Source organism: Sphingomonas psychrotolerans, assembly GCF_002796605.1.
Taxonomy (GTDB): domain Bacteria; phylum Pseudomonadota; class Alphaproteobacteria; order Sphingomonadales; family Sphingomonadaceae; genus Sphingomonas; species Sphingomonas psychrotolerans.
Window position 1 is genome coordinate 4,449,850 of sequence record NZ_CP024923.1, and the last position, 20,265, is coordinate 4,470,114.

The 20,265-nt window shown below is 67.3% G+C and carries 9 protein-coding genes and 1 pseudogene; 5 read left to right on the plus strand and 5 right to left on the minus strand.

Going from position 1 to position 20,265, the window contains the following annotated elements; all coding sequences use genetic code 11:
- Nucleotides 1-85: 85 nt before the first annotated feature.
- The 3 genes and pseudogenes from CVN68_RS20190 to uvrA form a co-directional block, all read right to left on the minus strand.
- Nucleotides 86-280, minus strand: a complete 195-nt coding sequence (locus CVN68_RS20190; protein WP_158298989.1) for a hypothetical protein — start codon at nt 278-280, stop codon at nt 86-88.
- On the minus strand, nt 249-809 hold the full coding sequence (locus CVN68_RS20195) for a hypothetical protein (RefSeq protein ID WP_100283781.1): 561 nt from the start codon (nt 807-809) through the stop codon (nt 249-251). Before CVN68_RS20195 ends, CVN68_RS20190 begins: the two co-directional genes overlap by 32 nt.
- A gap of 74 nt (nt 810-883) precedes the next feature.
- A pseudogene (uvrA, locus tag CVN68_RS20200) lies at nt 884-3,810 on the minus strand (excinuclease ABC subunit UvrA).
- Between the two features lie 306 nt (nt 3,811-4,116).
- Between uvrA and CVN68_RS23485 the strand changes: the two are divergent.
- Nucleotides 4,117-9,810: a calcium-binding protein gene (locus CVN68_RS23485; protein WP_158298990.1), complete on the plus strand. Its 5,694-nt coding sequence runs from the start codon at nt 4,117-4,119 to the stop codon at nt 9,808-9,810.
- On the opposite strand, the gene CVN68_RS20210 is transcribed toward CVN68_RS23485, so the two are convergent.
- A complete protein-coding gene (locus CVN68_RS20210) occupies nt 9,807-12,347 on the minus strand; it encodes an ATP-binding protein (protein ID WP_158298991.1) in 2,541 nt (846 codons plus the stop codon). The two genes, CVN68_RS23485 and CVN68_RS20210, sit on opposite strands and share 4 nt — an antisense overlap.
- Before the next feature lie 127 nt (nt 12,348-12,474).
- Between CVN68_RS20210 and CVN68_RS20215 the strand changes: the two genes are divergently transcribed.
- The 3 genes from CVN68_RS20215 (at nt 12,475) to CVN68_RS20225 (ending at nt 14,772) form a co-directional block, all read left to right on the plus strand.
- Nucleotides 12,475-12,888 (plus strand): response regulator, encoded by a 414-nt coding sequence (locus CVN68_RS20215; protein ID WP_233503453.1) that lies wholly within the window; start codon nt 12,475-12,477, stop codon nt 12,886-12,888.
- Entirely contained in the window at nt 12,888-13,274 is a 387-nt protein-coding gene (locus CVN68_RS20220) for a response regulator transcription factor (RefSeq protein WP_100283783.1), read from the plus strand. Before CVN68_RS20215 ends, CVN68_RS20220 begins: the two co-directional genes overlap by 1 nt.
- Before the next feature lie 109 nt (nt 13,275-13,383).
- Complete coding sequence (locus CVN68_RS20225; RefSeq protein ID WP_100283784.1) at nt 13,384-14,772, plus strand: hypothetical protein; 1,389 nt, start codon at nt 13,384-13,386, stop codon at nt 14,770-14,772.
- Between the two features lie 40 nt (nt 14,773-14,812).
- Here CVN68_RS20225 and CVN68_RS20230 read toward each other — a convergent pair whose 3' ends face one another.
- Nucleotides 14,813-15,271 (minus strand): vgr related protein, encoded by a 459-nt coding sequence (locus tag CVN68_RS20230; protein ID WP_100283785.1) that lies wholly within the window; start codon nt 15,269-15,271, stop codon nt 14,813-14,815.
- A 338-nt stretch (nt 15,272-15,609) separates the two neighbouring features.
- Here CVN68_RS20230 and CVN68_RS23740 point away from each other — a divergent pair, with 338 nt between their 5' ends.
- Nucleotides 15,610-20,250: an Ig-like domain-containing protein gene (locus tag CVN68_RS23740; protein ID WP_100283786.1), complete on the plus strand. Its 4,641-nt coding sequence runs from the start codon at nt 15,610-15,612 to the stop codon at nt 20,248-20,250.
- Nucleotides 20,251-20,265 lie beyond the last annotated feature (15 nt).

Genomic DNA, 20,265 nt, shown 5'->3' on the forward strand with positions numbered 1-20,265 from the left:
TTGACGCCGCCCTCGGGGGCGAGGGCGAGGGTCCAATCCGTGGTCTTGATGACTCCGGCCTTCGCTGCGGGCTGATTGCGCTCGCTCACCACTTCCCGCCGGCAGCCTCGATCGCGGCCAGCAGCGCCTTCTTGCTCGGCGTGCGGCGCTTGCCGCTGTTGCGGGGGAGGTCGCCGACGCCTAGCGCGGCGCGGCGTTCGGCGATGCGCGCGCCGAGTTCGGCCAGGTCTATGACCGGCTGTTCGGGCTTATCGCCTGACGTCTTCGATTCCGAAGTCACCACCGCTTTCCTCGCATATCCGGCGATCAAGATAGTCGAGATCGACGTCGGGATGAAGGGCGAGCAGCAATTGCGCCTGTTCGAGCCGATCCGGCGCGGTGCCCGAGGCATATTGACCCATGCGGTCGGCGATCAGATCCTCGACCGAGATCACCCGGAACAAGGCGGTCTCGCCGATCGCCTGGACGAGGCGGATGTGCGCGGCGTCGACATTACCGTCCATCGGCACGTTGGCGACGATTTCGAAGCCGAGTTTCAGTTCGGGATGAACCCATCCCCGTAGCAGTTGCCCGGCGCCCGAAGGGCGGACGAAGTTCTCGCGGCGCATCGCCTCCTCCAGTTCGGGCTGGACGGAGGTGCAGATGTCGAAATCGCCGGTGGTGACTGCGCTGGTCGACCAAAGCTCGGCCGCGGCACCGCCGACGAGGATCGGGCGGGGCAGGCGGCGTTCGTGGAGCGTCTGGCTGATGCGTGCGAACAGGCGGAGCGCGGCGATGAATTCGGGGCGGTAGTCGGTTGGCTCGGTCATCCCGGTTCGTCCCCCTCACCCTTCCCACGCCTTCGGCGCGGGCCCCTTCCCTCTCCCACGAGGGGAGAGGGAGACTATTCCGCCGCTACCGCCTGTTTGGCTTCCTTGCGCGGCTTGAGCAGCGGCGCCAGATAGCGCCCGGTAAAGCTGCGCGGCTCCTTCGCCACCACCTCGGGGGTGCCCTCGGCGACGACCTCGCCGCCCTTGACGCCGCCCTCGGGGCCGAGGTCGAGGATCCAGTCGGCGGTTTTGATGACGTCGAGATTGTGCTCGATCACCACCACGGTGTTGCCCTGCTCGACCAAGGCGTGGAGCACTTCGAGGAGTTTGCGGACGTCCTCGAAATGCAGGCCGGTGGTGGGCTCGTCGAGGATGTAGAGCGTCTGGCCGGTGGCGCGGCGGGCGAGTTCCTTGGCGAGCTTGACGCGCTGCGCCTCGCCGCCGCTGAGCGTCGTCGCCTGCTGGCCGACCTTGACATAGCCGAGGCCGACTTCGGCGAGCATCGCCATCTTGTCGCGGATCGGCGGAACCGCCTTGAAGAATTCGAAGGCGTCCTCGACGGTCATGTCGAGCACGTCGGCGATGCTCTTGCCCTTGAACTTCACTTCGAGGGTCTCGCGATTGTAGCGCTGGCCGTGGCAGACGTCGCAAGTGACGTAGACGTCGGGGAGGAAGTGCATCTCGATCTTGAGCAGCCCGTCGCCGGTGCACGCCTCGCAGCGGCCGCCCTTGACGTTGAAGCTGAAGCGGCCGGGCTTGTAGCCGCGCGCCTGGCTCTCGGGGAGGCCGGCGAACCAGTCGCGGATCTGGGTGAAGGCGCCGGTATAGGTGGCGGGGTTGCTGCGCGGGGTGCGGCCGATGGGGGACTGATCGATGTCGATCACCTTGTCGAGATGCTCGAGGCCCGAGATCTTGTCGTGCTTGCCGGCGAGGATGCGCGCGCCGTTCAGCTGGCGCGCGGCGGCGGCGTAGAGCGTGTCGATCGTGAAGCTCGACTTGCCCGAGCCCGAGACGCCGGTGATGCAGGTGAAGGTGCCGAGCGGGATGCTGGCGGTGACGCCGGTCAGGTTGTTCGCGGTGGCGTTGTGGACAGTGAGCTTCTTGCCCGATCCCTTGCGGCGCTTTGCGGGGAGCGGGACCTCGCGGCGGCCGGTGAGATAGTCGGCGGTGATGCTGGTCTCGCAGGCGAGGACATGCTCGAGCGTGCCGTGCGCGACGATCTCGCCGCCATGGACGCCGGCGCCTGGGCCCATGTCGATGACGTAATCGGCGGTGCGGATCGCGTCCTCGTCATGCTCGACGACGATCACGGTGTTGCCGAGATCGCGGAGGCGCCGGAGCGTCTTCAAGAGCATGTCGTTGTCGCGCTGGTGGAGGCCGATGCTCGGCTCGTCGAGGACGTAGAGCACGCCCGACAGGCCCGAGCCGATCTGCGAGGCGAGGCGGATGCGCTGCGATTCGCCGCCCGACAGCGTGCCGCTGGTGCGGTTGAGGTTGAGATAGTCGAGCCCGACATTGTTGAGGAAGCCGAGCCGCTCGTCGATCTCCTTGAGGATCGCGCGGGCGATCTCCTTGCTCTGCGGCGTGAGCTGGGCGGGGAGGGTGGCGAAGAAAGCGAGCGCGTCGACCACCGACAGGCAAGTGACGCTCGAGATGTCGCGCATCGCGACCTTGACCGCCAGCGCCTCGGGCTTGAGGCGGGCGCCTTCGCAGACTTCGCAGGGGTGCGAGGCCTGGTATTTGCTGAGCTCCTCGCGCATCCATGCGGACTCGGTCTGGAGCATGCGGCGGTTGAGGTTGCCGATTACGCCTTCGAACGGCTTCTTGACGTCGTAGGACTTGCGGCCGTCGACGAAGGTGAGCGTGACGGGCTTGCCGCGGGTGCCGTGGAGGATGGCGTAGCGATGCTCCTCGGGCAGGTCCGCCCATTTTGTGTCGAGGCTGAAGCCGAATTCGCGGGCGAGGCTGCCGAGCACCTGCATGTAATAGGGGCTGGGCGGGTTGGACTTGGCCCAGGGGACGATCGCGCCCTTCTTGATCGTCAGATCGTGATTGGGGACGACGAGGTCCTCGTCGAACACCAGTTTCTCGCCGAGGCCGTCGCATGCCGGGCAGGCGCCCTGCGGGGCGTTGAACGAGAACAGCCGCGGCTCGATCTCGGCGATGGTGAAGCCGGAGACGGGGCAGGCGAACTTCTCGGAGAAGACGATGCGGTTGGCCGGAATCCCGGCATTCTTCATCGCGCCGGCGTCCTGCGTATCGTTCTCGCGTCCCGGGGCGACGGCGTCGACGAGGTCGACATAAGCGAGGCCCTCGGCGAGCTTGAGCGCCTGTTCGAAGCTCTCGGCCAGCCGCGTGGCGATGTCGCCACCGACGACGAGGCGGTCCACGACGACTTCAATGTCGTGCTTGTACTTCTTGTCGAGCGTCGGCGCGTCTTCGATCAGATACGTCTCGCCGTCGATGCGGACGCGCTGGAAGCCGGCCTTCTGCCACTCGGCGAGCTCTTTCTTATACTCGCCCTTGCGGCCGCGCACGACCGGAGCGAGCAGGAGCAAGCGCGTGCCCTCGGGAGCGTCAGGACGCGGTCGACCATCTGCGACACGGTCTGCGCGGCGATGGGGAGGCCGGTCGTCGGGCTGTACGGAATGCCGACGCGCGCCCAGAGCAGGCGCATATAATCGTAGATCTCGGTGACCGTCGCGACCGTCGAGCGCGGATTGCGGCTGGTGGTCTTCTGTTCGATCGAGATGGCGGGGCTGAGGCCCTCGATATGATCGACGTCGGGCTTCTGCATCAGCTCGAGGAACTGCCGCGCATAGGCCGAGAGCGATTCGACATAGCGGCGCTGACCCTCGGCATAGATGGTGTCGAAGGCGAGGCTCGACTTGCCGCTGCCCGACAGGCCGGTGATGACCGTCAGGGTATCGCGCGGGATGTCGATGTCGACACCCTTGAGATTATGCTCGCGCGCGCCGCGGACGGAGATGTGAGTAAGCATACGGAGGCCTGACCGTTCCAGTTATGTTCCGAGTATAAGGAGCACGTTCCGGAGGTCAACGCGCAAGCTGCATCTGGGAAGCGCGGCGCGGCGAAACAAGTGCTGCGGCCGTGCCCGTCCGGGACGAGCGGCCTCGTAACTGTCGCATCGAAGTGCTTGCGGGCGAAACGAAGATGCGCGAGATAAGGATCCGCCATCACGGAAAGCATCCGGACGGCGGCGTACCATCGGGCGAGACCTCGGATCGCACTCCCCCAGTAAAGCAGGTTGAACGCGTTTTCCGGTTCCGGAAGCGAGGGGGGATTCGTGGCGAACATCACCGGCACCAATGGCGACGACACGTTGAACGGCACCGACGGGGATGACTGGATCCTCGGGGAGGGCGGCGACGACGTCATCAAGGGCGGACTGGGCAATGATGTCCTCAACGGCGGCGCCGGCCACGACGTGCTCAACGGCGGCGTCGGCGACGATATCCTCAACGGCGGCGACGACGACGACTGGCTCGACGATATGGGGAATCTCAATGCGGCGGGCGGCTCGGACACGCTGAACGGCGGGAGGGGCAACGATACGCTGCGCATCTACCGCTCGGACCTGGAATCGGGCGCCAGCCTGGCGCTCAACGGCGGGGACGGCAATGATACCATCCACTTCGATGTCGGCTCGAATTCCTACCGCACTGCCATAACCCAGGTGGTTATCGATGGGGGCATAGGAGACGATCGCGTCGAAATCGCCGGTTCGGGGTTCAATGCGGACATCAGGCTCGGCAGCGGGCGGGACACAATTTGGCTTGGGAACCTGCGGTCCTTCCTGAACTGGTCCGGCTATGACCAGCCAACGACGATGGTCGTACGCGATTTCGCCGCGGGCGATGCCGGCGACGTACTCGACTGGACGGCCGTCCTGCCAATAAACCTGATCGACTGGGACCAGAACAGCAATCCGTTCGGATCGGGACATGCGCGGCTGACCCAGAGCGGATCGGACAGCCTGCTCCAAGTCGACATCAATGGCGGTGCCGACGGCTACCAGACGCTTTTCCGTTTCGAGAATGCGGTCGCGGCGGATTTCACGGCGGCCAATTTCAGTGGTTACGCGCCGGACGGCAGCGTACCCCCGGGGCAAACGCTGACCGGGACAGGCGCGAACGACGTGCTGACCGGTACGGTCGGTGACGACGAAATCCGCGGCGAGGCCGGAATCGACGAGATCGACGGCCGCGCGGGCGCCGATCGGATCTTCGGCGGCGACGGCAATGATACTATCGAAGGCGGGATGGGCGACGACGTTGTCGAAGGTGGCGCCGGGCGCGATTATATCTACGGCGGCAAGGGCGCCGACATGCTTCGGGGCGGCGCAGACGACGACATTATCGGCGACGGCGACAGTGGCGGCAACTCCCTCTACGGCGAGGGCGGCAACGACGATATCAATATGTACCACGGGGTCCATGGAGAGACCGGCACCAGCTATCTCGACGGCGGCGACGGCGACGATCGGATCGGCGTTTCGCTGTACAGCGAGAGCCATGTCGATGTCAGCGCCGGAGCCGGAGCTGACCTGGTCTATCTCGAGGTCGAGCGGGGCTCGGCCAATGTGAATCTCGGCGCCGGGACGGATACGGTTCGGCTGGATTTCTACCCCTCGGGCTATGGCTTCATCACCGGCACCATCGTGCTGGCGGATTTCGTGGCCGGCGACGGCGGCGAGCGACTGGAGTTCCGCCATCATGTGGCGAAGGTTCTGGACGGATGGGATCCGGCGACGAATCCGTTCGCCACGGGCTATCTCCGGCTCGTGCAAAGCGGGACCTCGGCGGTCCTGGAGGTGGACTTCTTCAGGGACGGCAAAGGCTATGTCCCCTACGTCATCTTCGAGAACACCAATGCAGCCGAGCTGACGCCCTATAATCTGGACATGCTCGACGGCCTCGTCGTCTATGGCACCGAGGGCTCCGACACGATCGACGGGACTGTCGGCGACGACACGATCATGGCGCTCGGCGGCCTCGACTCGATCTTCGCGACCCGTGGCCGCGATGTGGTCGACGGCGGCGCCGGAAACGACTGGCTCGACGTCTACGCCGCCCGGATCGGCCTGGCGGCGGGGCCGCGTCACTACACGATCACCGCGGACAAATTGACCGACGCTTCGGGTGCGCTCGACACCAGCTTCACCGGAATCGAAATGATCTCGCTGGACGACCGCACCGGCAACGTGACGGTCGATGCCAGTGCCGTCGGCACAATCAGGGTCGAGGCAGTGGTGTGGGCCGGCGCACACGATGTGAAGAGCGGCGCGGGCAACGACCAGATCTCGGTTCGCGGCGGCGGCGGCGCCTTCGACGGCGGCGCCGGCGACGACTGGCTATGGGTCGAGCGCGACAATTCGACCAACGGCAATACGCTGTTCGTGACCGAGGCAGGAGGCGTGACGACGCTCAGCCAGGCGGGCAGCGCCAGCCTGACGGGGCGGAATTTCGAAAAGCTCGACATTGTCGGGACGGGAGGCGCGCTGCGCGTCGACGCATCGGCGGTGTCGCGCGCGATCGGCTTCTCCGGGACCGCTGCCGCGGACTCGATCATCGGCAGCACCGGAGCCAATCAGATCGACTCGAAATGGGACGGGCTGGGTGCGGGTGACGTGTTCACCGGCGGCGGCGGCAATGACTGGTTCACTTTCTGGACGTTCGCAGGGCTGGCCGGCGCGACGATCACCGATTTCTCCCGGGGCGACCAGATCGACCTGCATCTGATCGGCAACGCGCGCTTCATCGGCACGGCGGCGTTCAGCGGCGTCGCCGGCGAGATCCGCTACACGATGACCGCGGGGCAGACCCAGCTGATCGGCGACGCCAATGGCGATGGCGTAGGCGACAGCGTGCTGACGTTCTCCAACCGTGCGACGATGCTGCGCGAGACCTCCGCCGGCTCGAAGATGCTGCAGGTCGCCGCCAATGTGATCACCGGCACCAACGCCGGAGAGATACTCTTCGGCAGCACCGGGGACGACGATATCTTCGCGCTGGGCGGGATGGATGCGATCAAGGTGAGCAAGGGCATCGACACTGTCGATGGAGGTGCGGGAATCGATGCCGTAGAGCTCGTCGCGCAGGATCTGGCGCTGGCAGCCGGGCCGCATGGCTATACTGTCACTACGGGCCGGTTGACCGATGCCTCCGGTGCGATCGACACGAGCTTCACGGCGGTCGAGCAGGTACGTCTATTCGATTGGACGGGCAGCGACGTCACGCTGGACGCGAGCACGCTGACCGGCGCGGCGCTGACCGTCAACGTGCGGGCCGGAACGCATGCCTTGACCGGCAGCGGCGGCGCCGACCTGTTTCTGGTCGGCGGCGGATCGGGGACCGTCGACGGCGGTGGCGGCAATGATCGCGTCGTCTTCACCACCGACAATGCCGCCAATGCCAACGCCGTTCTGGTGACCCAGTCCGGCGGGGCGACGGTGCTCGCCCAGGCCGGCGGGCCGAGCCTCGGCGTGCGCAACATGGAGACGATCGAGGTCGCGGCCCGCGCCGGCAGCGGGCTGAACGTCGACGCGTCGGCGAGCATGGTCGGGCTGAGCTTTCTGCTGAGCAATGCGGCGGACATCGCCAAAGGCGGTACCGGCGCGGATGTCTTCTCGGTGACCAGTGCCGCGAACGGAACCGGCGACCTGTGGACCGGCGGCGGCGGCGCCGACCTGTTCTCGTTCGCGGGCGTCGCTGCGCTTTCCGGCACGATCACCGATCTGGGCGCCGACGACACGATCCAGGTGACCGGGCTCGCGCCCAATGGCAGCTTCATCGGCGGCCGCGAGTTCACCGGCGCCGGAGGGGAGTTCCGCTATGTCTCCGGAAGGGGGCTGACCGCTTTGCTCGGCGATGCCGACGGCGACATGGTGGCGGACAGCATCCTCCTGATCACCAACGGCGCCTTCGTGCTCGCCGAGACTTCGCCGACACCGGGCATATTGAAAATCGTCGGTCAGCTTCCGCCGAACGACGAGGCGGCGAACGTCATCACCGGCACCGACGGAGTGGATTATCTCGACGGCGGCGAAGGCAACGACACGATCGATGGCCGCGGCGGCAACGACGTGCTCAATGGCAACGACGACGACGACCATATCCTCGGCGGCGCGGGAACCGACGTGATCCATGGTGGCTATGGAAACGACGTGCTCGACGGCGGCCTGGGCAACGACTCCGTCTCCGGCGACGACGGCGACGATGTGATCACCGCAACGGGGGCCGCCTTCGACCCGGCCGAATGGCTGGACGGCGGCTATGGCGACGACCTGATCACTGCGATCAACGGCGAGTTCAATCTGTTCGGCGGCGAGGGGAACGATCGGCTGCGGATCCTCGATGGCCGGAATCACAGCTGGCTCGTGGGGGAGGCCGGCGACGACGTGATCTACGCCACCGGAACCGGGGCCGTCACGGTCAGCGGCGACGACGGCGACGACGAGGTGACCGTCCGCGGCTTCACCAGCGGCCATGTCATGCTGGGTTCCGGCAGCGACAAGGCCTGGATTTCGGGGAGCGGCATCTTCCTCCACATGACCGAGTTTTCGGGAACCGGCCAGGATGTGGTGAAGATCGAGGCCACGGGCGGATTGACGGTGATCGGGATGAGCGCGGGCGAAGCGGGCGACGTGCTCGATCTGAGCGCCTATGGTGCCGATCCGTTCGGCACCGGCGCATTGACCATCGTGGGAGATCGCGGCAGCACCTATATCCGGATCGCCGCCACCGGCGCGCTGATCGAGCTGCGGAACGTGGTCGCGGCGAACCTCTCTGCTTATAATCTGGGCGTCGCCAATCCGCTGTTCGCGCCGCAGGGCATGACGATCGATGACGCCTTCGCCTATGATCCGACGATAGATTATCCGGGCCAGCTCGCCGGTGCCGACGGCGACGACACGATCCGCGGTTTCGGGGGCGACGACATCCTGCTCGGCGCCGGCGGCAACGATCGGCTGGAAGGCGGGATCGGCAACGACCGGCTCGACGGCGGCAGCGGCAACGACACGCTGGACGGCGGCGCGGGCGACGACGTGATAAATGGCGGCGCGGGTAACGACCGGATCGACAGCCTGGCGGGCGTCGATACGATCCGCGGCGGGACGGGCGACGATGTCGTCATCGTGGCGGACGCCGCGACGCAGGTGCTGGAGGCGGAGGGCGAAGGCACCGACGTGGTTCAGACCGATATCAGCTATGCGCTGGCCGCGGGCAGCGAGATCGAGCAGCTGGCGGCGCGCGATGCGCTGTCGACCGCGGGAATCGCGCTCACCGGCAACGAATTCGCCAATATGATCACGGGCAATGCCGGCGCCAACACGCTCGACGGCGGGGGCGGCAGCGACTGGCTGAACGGCGGTGGCGGGGACGATATGTTGTCCGGCGGGACCGGCCATGACAGCGTGTGGGGCGGCGAGGGCAATGATCTGCTCGACGGCGGCGATGGCGACGATACCCTCTTCGGCGGGGCGGGGACCGACACGGCCAGCTATGCGCTGGCGAGTGCGGGGGTGGAGATCGATCTCTCGATCCTCGAGGAGCAGCTGACTCGCGGCGCGGGAGTCGACACCCTCGTGTCGATCGAGAACGTGACCGGATCGGCGTTCGACGATGTGCTCGCCGGCGGCGCGGGCGCGAATGTGCTCACCGGGGGCGCAGGCAATGACCGCTTCGTGTTCGGCGAGACCGGGCTGGACGTTCGCGACACGATCGCGGACTTCGCGACCGGCGACCTGATCGACCTGAGCCGGATCGATGCCAACGGCGCCGCGGCGGGGGATGCCGCGTTCGCGTGGATCGGCGGGGCCGGGTTCGGCGGCGTGGCGGGACAGTTGCGGGTGACCGGCGCGGGCGCGAGCTGGCGCGTCGAGGGCGATTTGAACGGCGACGGCGCAGCGGACTTCAGCATCGCAGTGACGACGCTGACGCCGGGCCTCGGGCTCGCGGCGAGCGACTTCCTGCTCTAGGCCACCCGCGTCAGCGCCTCGGTCACTTCGCGCACCCGGGTCGGGCGCTCTTCCGGTCCGCATTGCTCGAGCGCGTCCTCGAGATCCGCGGCGCGGGCGCCGAGCGCGGCTTCCTTGAACATGCCCGCCGAGCCGGCCAGCTTGTGGAGCAGGCCGCGCAGCTCGGCGATCGACTCGTCGTCGAAGCTCTGGTCCGCGGCGATGCGCTCGGCGCAGGCGAGCAGCTCGGCCTTGCGGGCTTCGTAGCGCTCGCGCAGAGCGGGCGAGATGGTGAGCTTCGGCGCCGGCGCGGCTTCGGCCGGCGCGGGTGCGGCGCGGGTCCAGCGGCGGATCACCTTGCCGAGCTCGGCGAGCTGGACCGGCTTGGCGACATGCGCCTGCATCCCCGCGGTGATGCACGCGTCGATATCGTCGGCATAGGCATTGGCGGTGAGTGCGAGGATCGGCAAGGTCTGGGCCGTGATCCCGGTCTCGCGGATCGCGCGGGTCGCCTCGAGGCCGTCCATCACCGGCATCTGCACGTCCATCAGCACCAGATCGAAGGGCTGATCGGAACCGGTGGCCGCGACTGCGGTGTCGCGCGCCTGGGCGCCATCGGCGACCGTCACCGACTCATGGCCCAGCTTGGCCAGCATCGCCTCGACCAGCGCCTGATTGACGTCGTGATCCTCGGCGAGGAGGATCCGCAAGGGGCGTTCGGGCTGCTCTTCGCGCGCCTCGTCCGGTGCGGCATGCGCATCGGCGGGGTCGGCGAGCCGCAGCGGCACGCGCAGGGTGAAGCGCGTGCCCACTCCGGGCTGGCTGGTCAGCGTCAGCGAACCGCCCATCAGCGAGGCGAGGTGGCTGCTGATCGCGAGGCCGAGGCCGGTGCCGCCGAAGCGGCGCGCAGTCGATTGCTCGGCCTGGACGAACTGCTCGAAGATCGCGGACTGACGATCCTCGGGAATGCCGATGCCGGTGTCGGCGACAGTGATCTCGATATTGGCGCGGCGATCGTGCCAGCCGCGGCGCGCCTCGATCGAGACGCTGCCCGCTTCGGTGAACTTGACTGCGTTGCCGAGCAGGTTGAGCACGATCTGACGCAGGCGCAGCCCGTCGACCACCACGAACATCGGCAGCTCGGGTTCGACGTCGAACCACACCCGCAGGCCTTTTTGCGCGGCGGCGGGCTCGATCAGTTTGACGCAGTTCCGGAGAGCGTGGCGGAAATCGACGCGCTCGGGAGCGATCTGCATCTGCCCGGCCTCGATCTTCGAGATGTCGAGAATGTCGTTGAGCAGGCGCATCATCGCCTTGCCCGAATCGGCGATCAGCTGGGCGTGCCGCTCCTGCTGCGGCGTGAGATCGCTGTGGAGCAGGAGATCGGCAAAGCCGAGCACGCCGTTCATCGGGGTGCGGATCTCGTGACTCATATTGGCGAGGAAGCTCGACTTGGCGGTGGCCGCGGCTTCGGCGCGGGCGCGCGAGATGTCGAGCGCGAATTCGAGATGCTTGCGCTTGGTGACGTCGCGCAGCGAGGCGATGACTTCGACCGGCGCACCGGTCTTCGGATCGCGGACGAGGCCGCAATTGGCTTCGATCCAGGTGTCTTCATCGGGCGTCGCGCGCTTGCGGACCCGGTTGGCGAAGACGCCGTGCTCGATCTCGCCGCGGACGAGCTTGCCGTAAAATTCGAAGAGCCCGGGCTTGTCGTCGTCATGGACGAGCGCGGCCATCGACGCGCCGACGGCGCGCTCGGGCGGTGCGCCGAGCACCGGCTCGGTCGAGGGCGAGGCATAGGTGATGAAGCCGTCGAGATCGATGCGGAACACTGCGTCGGTGGCGTTCTGGGCGAGCAAGGCGAGCTGCGCCTCGGCGATCTCGCGGCGGGCGATGTCCTGCTCGAGCTGGTCGTTGGCGGCGCGCAGCGTCAGCATCCGCTCGCGGCGGTCGCGCAGCACGAGCAAGGCGAGCAGGATCACGAGGAAGGCGCTGCCGACGAACGCGATCTGGACCGGCTGCTCGAGAGCATTGGCGTTTTCGAGGCGCTGGGTGAGCAGGCGATTCTCCTCGACTTCGATCTCGCCGACCACCTGCAACAGCCGCCCGCGGGTTCCGCGGGTGCCGGCGCTGCGCATGAGCTCGATCGCCTCGGCGGTGCGGCCGGTGCTGTACAGCCACATCGAGTGCTCGCAATTGGCGAGTCGTTCGTTGAGGAGCGCCGCCAGCCGCGCGACACGGATGCCCTGATCGGGATTGTCGAGCGTGCCGCTGCGCAGTGCGTCCACCTCCGGCGGGAGGGTGCGTCGCACTTCGGTGACGATCGCACGCTCCTCGGCGTCGCCGGTGAGCAGATAGCCGCGACGCCCCATCTCGGCGCGCAGACTGAGGATGCGGACTTTCGACAGTCGTTTGCCGACTTCGAAGGTATGGCGAACCCAGGTCTCGGCGGTCTGCTTCTGCCAGGCCAGCCAGAGGCCGGAGCCGGCGCAGCAGATCAACAGAAAAAACACCGCCACGATCATCGTTCGCGACCGGCGCCGATTGGGGTCCGTCATCATCGAGTTCCCTGAAACTCCTGTTTTACATATAGAGGGAAATCACCAACTTGAACCCGCGGAGTACAACTGGCGAGAGGGGCGATCTATCCCGGCGTGCGACCCGAAACGGTTGCGAGGCGTTATGATGCGGACGGGCGCCGCGGCGCCGCTGAGCAGCGAGGTACGAATGGCGCGGATCATCATCGCGGACGACGACGAACTGGTGGGCGAGATGGCGCGCGACGCGCTGATCGCGGCGGGGCACGGCGCGGGGCTGGTGAGCAACGGCGCGGACGCCCTCAAGATCATCAAGGCGCGGCGGCCCGACCTCGTGATCCTCGACTGCAACATGCCCGAACTGTCGGGCGTGCTGCTGGTCGAGGAGCTGCGCAGGATGCCCGAATATGCCGATCTGCCGGTGCTGATGCTGACCGGTCGGCGCAGCGACCGCGACGAGGAGCTCGCGCGCTTCGCGGGCGCCAACGACTATATGAAGAAGCCCTTCGATCCCGACGAGCTGGTCTTCCGGGTCGAAGAATTGCTCGCGGCGAAGCGCTGATGGCACGGATCATCTATGTCGAGGACGACGAACTCGTCGGCGAGCTGGTCCAGCAAGTGCTCAGCGATGCCGGGCATATCGTCGGCGTGATCAACCACGGCACGCTCGCGTTCGAGACGATCGCATTCAAGAAGCCCGATCTCGTCATCCTCGATCGCGGACTGCCCGGGATGCAGGGCGTCGACATCCTGACGGCGCTGCGCCGGCTGCCCGGCCTGTATCTCACGCCGGTGCTGATGCTCACCGCCAAGGGCGGCGAGGCGATGATCGACGAAGCGATGGGCGCGGGCGCCAACGATTATCTGGTCAAGCCGTTCGAGCCCGAGGAACTGGTCCGCCGGGTCGAGCAGGTGCTCAAGAACAACCTTTTCCGCCGGGCCGAATAGCAAGGCGGGCTTCCGAACAGTTCCTGTCAATTCGTTGCAGGCGATAGTCATCCTTTGTTCAGAGCCCCGGGCAGATGCTGGCGTTCAGGCGAAAAACCGGGAGGCAGGGATGAACTGGGGATATGCGGCGCGGCTTGGCACGATGAGCGGCGCGCTGGCGCTGTCGGCCTGCATGATGCCTTATGACGGCGGCGGATACGACGCGCCGCCGCCGCCGGCGTATAGCGATATCGAGAGCCCCGACCTCTACGCCGCCATCGACCGCGCGGATTCGCTGTGGGAAGCGATCGGCGACGCGCCGCCCGACCATGCCTTCGCGTTCGAAGGGGCCGAGCCCTGGGCGTGGGAACTGCAGGACGGGAACCGCGTCGTCGTCGAGGAAACCGCGGACGGAATCCAGAGCTATTATTTCGCCCCCGGCGACGCAGGGCCGTTCCTCGCGGTGCGCCCGGGAATGAGCTTCGGCTTCGAAGGCGAAGCCGTGGCGGTCGTCTATGGCCCCGACGGCGGCGCGATGCCGCGTGAGGCCGGCGCCGAACATCTCGGCGAAGGCGCCGAACTCTATGCGCGCGGACGGCGATTGCTGCGCGCGATGCTGCCGCGGCAATGGCGCGAAGTCGACAGCCAGGCATGGATCGACACCGGCCCGATCATCTGGGGCAGCGTCGCTCTGTGGGACGAAGGCCGGCGTCGTCACCCCGGCTGGGGGCATCACCGCGACGGCGTGCGCGATGCCGAGTGGCGCCGCCGGCTCACGGTCGAGCGGCTGCGCCGCCGGATGCTCGCCGAACGGTTCCGCAACTGGCGCGAAGGCGGCTTCCAGGGGCCGCCGCCGGGACGCTTCCACCGGCCCGGCGCCGGGCATGGACCCGGAATCGGACGGCCCGGCCGTCCCGACACGCCGGGCGCCGGACGCCCGGGCATAGATCGGCCGCGGCAGCCGGGGCAGGGCGGGCGCCCGCCCGGCGCGCAGCCCGGACGTCCCCGCCAGCCCGATGCCGGGCAGCCAGGATCGCGGCCGTGGCGCGGCGGATGGCGACCGAACCGGCCCAATCCGCCGGCCGCGGGTAGCCCCGATACCCCGGCAGCGACGCCCACCGTTCCCGGCGCGGAGCGGCCGCGACGCCCCGGCTGGGGCGGGCGTCCGCGCCCGGAGCGGGGCGATGCCGAGCGTAGCGGCACCGGGCGTCCGCAATCGGCGCCGATCGTCGATCGGCCCGAAGGCGCCCGTCCGCCGCGGCCGGAGGGGCCTCGCCGGGGCTGGTTCCGGCCGCGCCCCGAAGCCGATGGAGCGACGCCGGCGCCAGCGACACGTCCGTCTGCCGGTGGCGGTCGACCGGAGCGCGCGTGGTCACGTCCGGAGCGGAGCGCGCCGCCGGCGTCCAGCCCGCCGCGGACTTCGTCGCCGCCCGCCGAACCGCGCGCGTCTCCGCCGCCGCGATCTTCCGATGGCGGAGTGCGCGAACGGCGCGTGCCCGATCCCGACAAGCGGCTTTAGGGACGTTGCGCCTCCCTTCCCGGGAGGGGAGGCAATCGGACTAAGCCGGCCTGAACGGTAGCAAGGTCTCATATTGGGCGAGTGCCGGCGCCGCCGCGATGACTGCGCGGTGGCGCAGCAGGAAGGCGTGGCGGACGATCTCGGCCTGCTGCTCGAGCCCGTATTTCTCGAACGGCTGGCCGGGCTTGAGCGCGTAATCGTAGCGGCAGAAGGGATGGCGCCTGAGCGGCAGGAAGATCCCCTTCTGGTGCTGCCAGATATGCGTCATCTCGTGGACGAAGAGCCCCTGTACGCCGAGCGGCGCCTGGCTGAAATCTTCGTGATAGATGCCGCTCTTCGGGTGAAAATGGATCGTCCCGCGCGGCGCCATCGTGGTGTTCGAGGGCTGGAAGAAGATCCATTTGCGGTTGGCGACCCGCGCCTGCGAATAGTCGATCGCAGTGCCGAACACCGATGCGCACATACGGGTCTCGCCTTCGGTGAGGGGGCGGGCAGTCATCGCGGCAACATGACCATATGACGCCCACCTGTCACCGGATTTTCGACCGTGGGCCCGCGCACGCCGGGCAGGCGCTTAACCATGATTCGCTGGACCAAGAGGCTGTCCCATCGTTGGACGCGGAGAGCCTGGCTCCCGCCGCCTGTCGCTATGTATCGGGCAATTATCCACAACTTTGCGGACAAGTTGGCGGCTCCCCGGCACAAGTCGGTTGAGCGGCGCAATGTTGCTGTCATGATCGGTGCTTAACCAAGCGCCAGTTCCTGCGTCTCCCTACAAGTGCTGCTTTCGTCCGGTGCCCGTTCGGCGCCGCGACGGCCGTCAACAGAGGATCGATCATGGCTGCCAATGTGTTCATCAACGAAATTCACTACGACAATGCCGGCGCCGACAGCGGTGAGTTCGTCGAGATCGCCGGCGCCGCGGGCACCAGCCTCGCCGGGTGGAAGATCGTCCTCTACAATGGTGCGAACGGGCAGAGCTACAGCACCGTCACGCTGAGCGGGACGATCGCCAACCAGCAGAACGGCTTCGGCACCGCCAGCGTCGCCTATGGCGCCGACGGCGTCCAGAACGGCGCACCCGATGGCATCGCCCTGATCGATCCCGACGGCAACGTCGTCCAGTTCCTCAGCTACGAGGGCAGCTTCACTGCCGCCAACGGCCCTGCGGCGGGCCTCGTCAGCACCAATGTCGGCGTCTCGGAGAGTGGTTCGGCTTCGGGCACCTCGATTGGCCTGGTCGGCAGCGGCGCCACTGCCGCCGACTTCCACTGGGCGCTGATCGCCGACGACACCCCCGGCGGCGTCAATGCCGGCCAGAGCTTCGCCGGCGTGGTTCCGCCCCAGCCGGGCACGCTCAACATCGCCGACGCGACCACCGTCGAGGGCAATGCCGGAACCCACGACATCGTCTTCACCGTCACCCGCGCCGATGGCAGCGCCGGTGCGGTCTCGGCGACCTGGACCGTCGCGTTCGGCGGCGCCACCGCCGGCGACTTCGGCGGTGCCTTCACCGCCAGCGGGACGGTGAGCTTCGCCGCCGGCGCCACCAGTGCCGAGATTCGTTTGCCCGTGCAGGGCGATACGACGTTCGAAGGCGACGACAACTTCACCGTCACGCTCAGCGCGCCGCAGGGCGGCGTCGCGCTCGGCGATGCCGTGGCGACCGGCACGATCACCAATGACGATGCCGCGCCGCCCGCGCCCGCGGCGAACGTGTTCATCAACGAAATCCACTATGACAATGTCGGCACCGATGCCGGCGAGGCGATCGAGATCGCCGGCGCCGCGGGGACCGATCTCAGCGGCTACAAGCTCGTCTTCTACAACGGCTCGAACACCCCCGGCGCGGCGCCGGTCTACGACACGCTCACGCTCTCGGGCGTGATCGACGACGAATCGAACGGCTTCGGCGCACTCGGCTTTGCGCGGGCCAATATCCAGAACGGCGTGGCCGACGGCGTCGCGCTGATCGCTCCCGACGGCAGCGTCGTCCAGTTGCTCTCGTGGGAAGGCACCTTCACTGCCGCGGCGGGCACCCCGGCGGCCGGGGTCACCAGCACCGATATCGGCGTCAGCGAGGATCCGGCGCCCGCGGTCGGGCTGTCGCTCCAGCTCGAGGGCAATGGCTCGAGCGCGGCCGATTTCGCGTGGAGCGGGGCATCGGACGACAGCTTCGGCACGCTCAACAGCGGCCAATCCTTCCTGCCGGCGAACGGCCCGAGCCATTTGCGCGTCGGCGACGCCAAAGTGATCGAAGGCGACAGCGGCACCTCGAACCTGATCTTCACGGTCAATCGCGCCGGCGGCACCGCGCTTGCCGCGAGCGTCGAATACAGCATCAACCTCGACGGCACCGCCACTGCGGACGATCTCGCGCCCGGCGCAATTCTCTCCGGCACGGTCAGCTTCGCGCCCGGCGAATTTTCGAAGCAGATCGTCGTGGCGGTGAAGGGCGATCTCGTCGGCGAGCCCAACGAGACGCTGTCGGTCAGCCTCGGCGCCACCACCGGCAATGTCGTGATCGACGATGCCGCCGCGATCGGCACGATCACCAACGACGATCCGATCGCGCTGACGATCAGCCAGATACAGGGCGAGGGCCATGTTTCGGCCTATGTCGGCCAGACCGTGCTCACCACCGGCATCGTCACTGCGGTCGACACCAACGGCTTCTATCTCCAGTCGGCGGCAGGCGACGGCAATGCGCGCACTTCGGACGCAGTCTTCGTCTTCACCAACACCGCGCCGGGCGTCGCAGTGGGCGACGGCGTGTCGGTGCGCGGTTCGGTCGCCGAGTTCGCGGGCAGCACCGCCAGCCTCAGCCTCACCGAAATCATTGCGCCGACGGTCACTGTAGAGACCCATGGCAACGCACTGCCGAGCGCGGTCCTGATCGGCGCGGGCGGCGTGCTGCCGCCGGCCGAGGCAATCGATAATGACGGCCTCACCAGCTACGATCCCGCCACCGACGGCGTCGACTTCTGGGAATCGCTGGAAGGCATGCGCGTCACGATCGACACGCCGCAGGCAGTGTCGAACACCAACGGGTTCGGCGAGACCGACGTGGTCGCCTCGCACGGCACCGGCGCGAGCGGAGTCAATGACCGCGGCGGCATCACCATCTCGCCGGGCAGCGAAGGCGTCGCCGACTATAACCCCGAGAAGATCCAGATCGACGACGATAGCGGCATCTTCGCCGGCTTCACGCCCGGCTACACGATCGGCGACCAATTGAGCAGCGTCACCGGCGTGGTGAACTATGCCTTCGAGAATTACGAAGTGATCGTCACCGAGGCAGTGACCACGACGAAGGACCAGACGCTCGAGCGGGAGCAGACCGCGCTGCACGGCGATGCCAACAATCTGTCGATCGCGACGTATAATCTCGAAAATCTCGACAGCTCGGACAACAAGTTCGACATTCTCGCCAACGACATCGTCTATAATCTCGGCGCCCCCGACATCATCGCGGCACAGGAGATCCAGGATGCCGACGGCGCCGGTTCGGGCTCGAACCTGTCGGGCACGGTCACTGCGCAGGGCCTGATCGACGCGATCTACGCCACTTCGGGCAAGCGCTACGCCTATGTCGAGATCGCTCCCGCCAGCGCGGGCTCGACCGGCGGCGAGGGTGGCGGCAACATCCGCAACGGCTATTTCTACAATGTCGACCGGGTCGACTATGTCGAGGGAAGCGCCGAGCTGATCGACGGAGCGGCATATAACGGCACGCGCAAGCCGCTGGTCGCGCAATTCGCCTTTGCCGGGCAGACGATCACCACGATCAACGTCCACTTCACCTCGCGCCTCGGCAGCGACCCTTTATGGGGCGACAACCAGCCCGCCAACGACGCCGGCGATGCCGCGCGCACTGCGCAGGCGGCGGGAGTCAAGGCGTGGGTGCAGGACCATCTCGCCGACGACCCGTCGCTCAACATCGCCTTGCTCGGCGACTGGAACGGCTTCTATTTCGAGCAGGCGCAGACCCAGCTCACCGATCCCGGGCAGGGCGGGGTGTTCACCAATCTCGCCACGCTTCTCCCCGAGGAGGAGCGCTACAGCTACATGTTCAACGGCAACGCCCAGCTGATCGACAACATCCTCGTGACCGGCGGGCTGGTGACCAACGCGCAATATGACGCGGTCCACCTCAACGCCGAGTTCGGAGGCAGCCGTGCCACCGATCACGACTCGCAGGTCGCGCTGCTGCGCCTCGGCGCAGCGCCGAAGGATGTCGCGCTCAGCAACGCCAGCGTCGCCGAGAATTTGCCCGCGGGTACGGTGGTCGGCACCGTGTCGGCGATCGACACTCCCGGCGATACGCTCAGCTACGCACTGGTCGACAATGCCGGCGGGCTGTTCGCGATCAATGCGGCGACCGGCGTGATCACCACCACCGCGCCGCTCAACCACGAGGCGATCGCCGCCTACACCGTGACTGCCAAGGTCACCGACAGCGGCGGGCTCAGCGCGCAGCAGAGCTTCGCCATCGCAGTCACCGACGTCAAGGAAGCGCCGGTTGCCGCCAATGACTCGGTGGCGGTCGACGAGGACGCCACCACCGCCAATCTCTGGGCGACGCTGCTCGGCAACGACAGCGATCCGGATGCCGGCCAGACTCCCACCATCAGCGCAGTCGATACCAGCGCGACGCTGGGCAGCGTGATCTTCGACGCCGCCACCCAGTCGCTCAAATATGTCGCCGACAATGATGCGTTCGACGCGCTGGCACCGGGCGCGACGCAGGTCGACCACTTCAGCTACACCGTCACCGACGCCAACGGCCTGACCAGCACGGCCACCGTCAGCGTCACCGTCACCGGCGTGGACGACGGCGTGGTCCGCAACGGCACCTTCTTCACCGAGACGATCAACGGCACTGCCGGCGAGGATCGGCTGTGGGGCGGCGGGCTCGGCAACGACACGATCAACGGGCTCGGTGGCCATGATCTGATCTCGGGCGGCCTTGCCAACGACAAGCTCGACGGCGGCGACGGCAACGACGTGCTGTTCGGCAACATGGGCGACGATTCGCTTTGGGGCGGCAACGGCAGGGACGTGCTGGTCGGCGGTTACGGCAACGACAAGCTCTGGGGCGGTGCCGGTGCGGACAGTTTCCACTTCGGGGCCACCTTCGGCGCCGACACGATCTACGACTTCAACACCGCCGAGGATCTGATCATCCTCGACGACGGGGTCAGTGTCACCCGTACCGGGGTGCAGGACGTCAATGGCGACGGCGTCAACGATCTCGTCCTTTCGCTGACCGTGGGCAGCGTCACGCTGCTCGGCGTCAGCGATGCCAGCAAGGTCGCATACGGTGCGCCGGACTATTATTCGACGCATCAGCCCGCCATCGACGGCAGCCTCGATGGCGTGCACGGCGCCTTCGGGGGCTCGGCCGGCGGCCTGGTCGGGGGCCTGGCGAATGACGTGTCCGCCGCGCGGATGATAGATCTCGCCCACGGGTTCTGATCATTTGCCTAAGCT

Coding starts and splice junctions, on each gene's coding strand:
- CVN68_RS20225 (WP_100283784.1), top strand. CDS start 13,384: ATGAACTGGGGATATGCGGCGCGGCTTGGCACGATGAGCGGCGCGCTG.
- CVN68_RS20210 (WP_158298991.1), bottom strand. CDS start 12,347: ATGACGGACCCCAATCGGCGCCGGTCGCGAACGATGATCGTGGCGGTG.
- CVN68_RS23740 (WP_100283786.1), top strand. CDS start 15,610: ATGGCTGCCAATGTGTTCATCAACGAAATTCACTACGACAATGCCGGC.
- CVN68_RS20220 (WP_100283783.1), top strand. CDS start 12,888: ATGGCACGGATCATCTATGTCGAGGACGACGAACTCGTCGGCGAGCTG.
- CVN68_RS20215 (WP_233503453.1), top strand. CDS start 12,475: ATGCGGACGGGCGCCGCGGCGCCGCTGAGCAGCGAGGTACGAATGGCG.
- CVN68_RS20230 (WP_100283785.1), bottom strand. CDS start 15,271: ATGACTGCCCGCCCCCTCACCGAAGGCGAGACCCGTATGTGCGCATCG.
- CVN68_RS20195 (WP_100283781.1), bottom strand. CDS start 809: ATGACCGAGCCAACCGACTACCGCCCCGAATTCATCGCCGCGCTCCGC.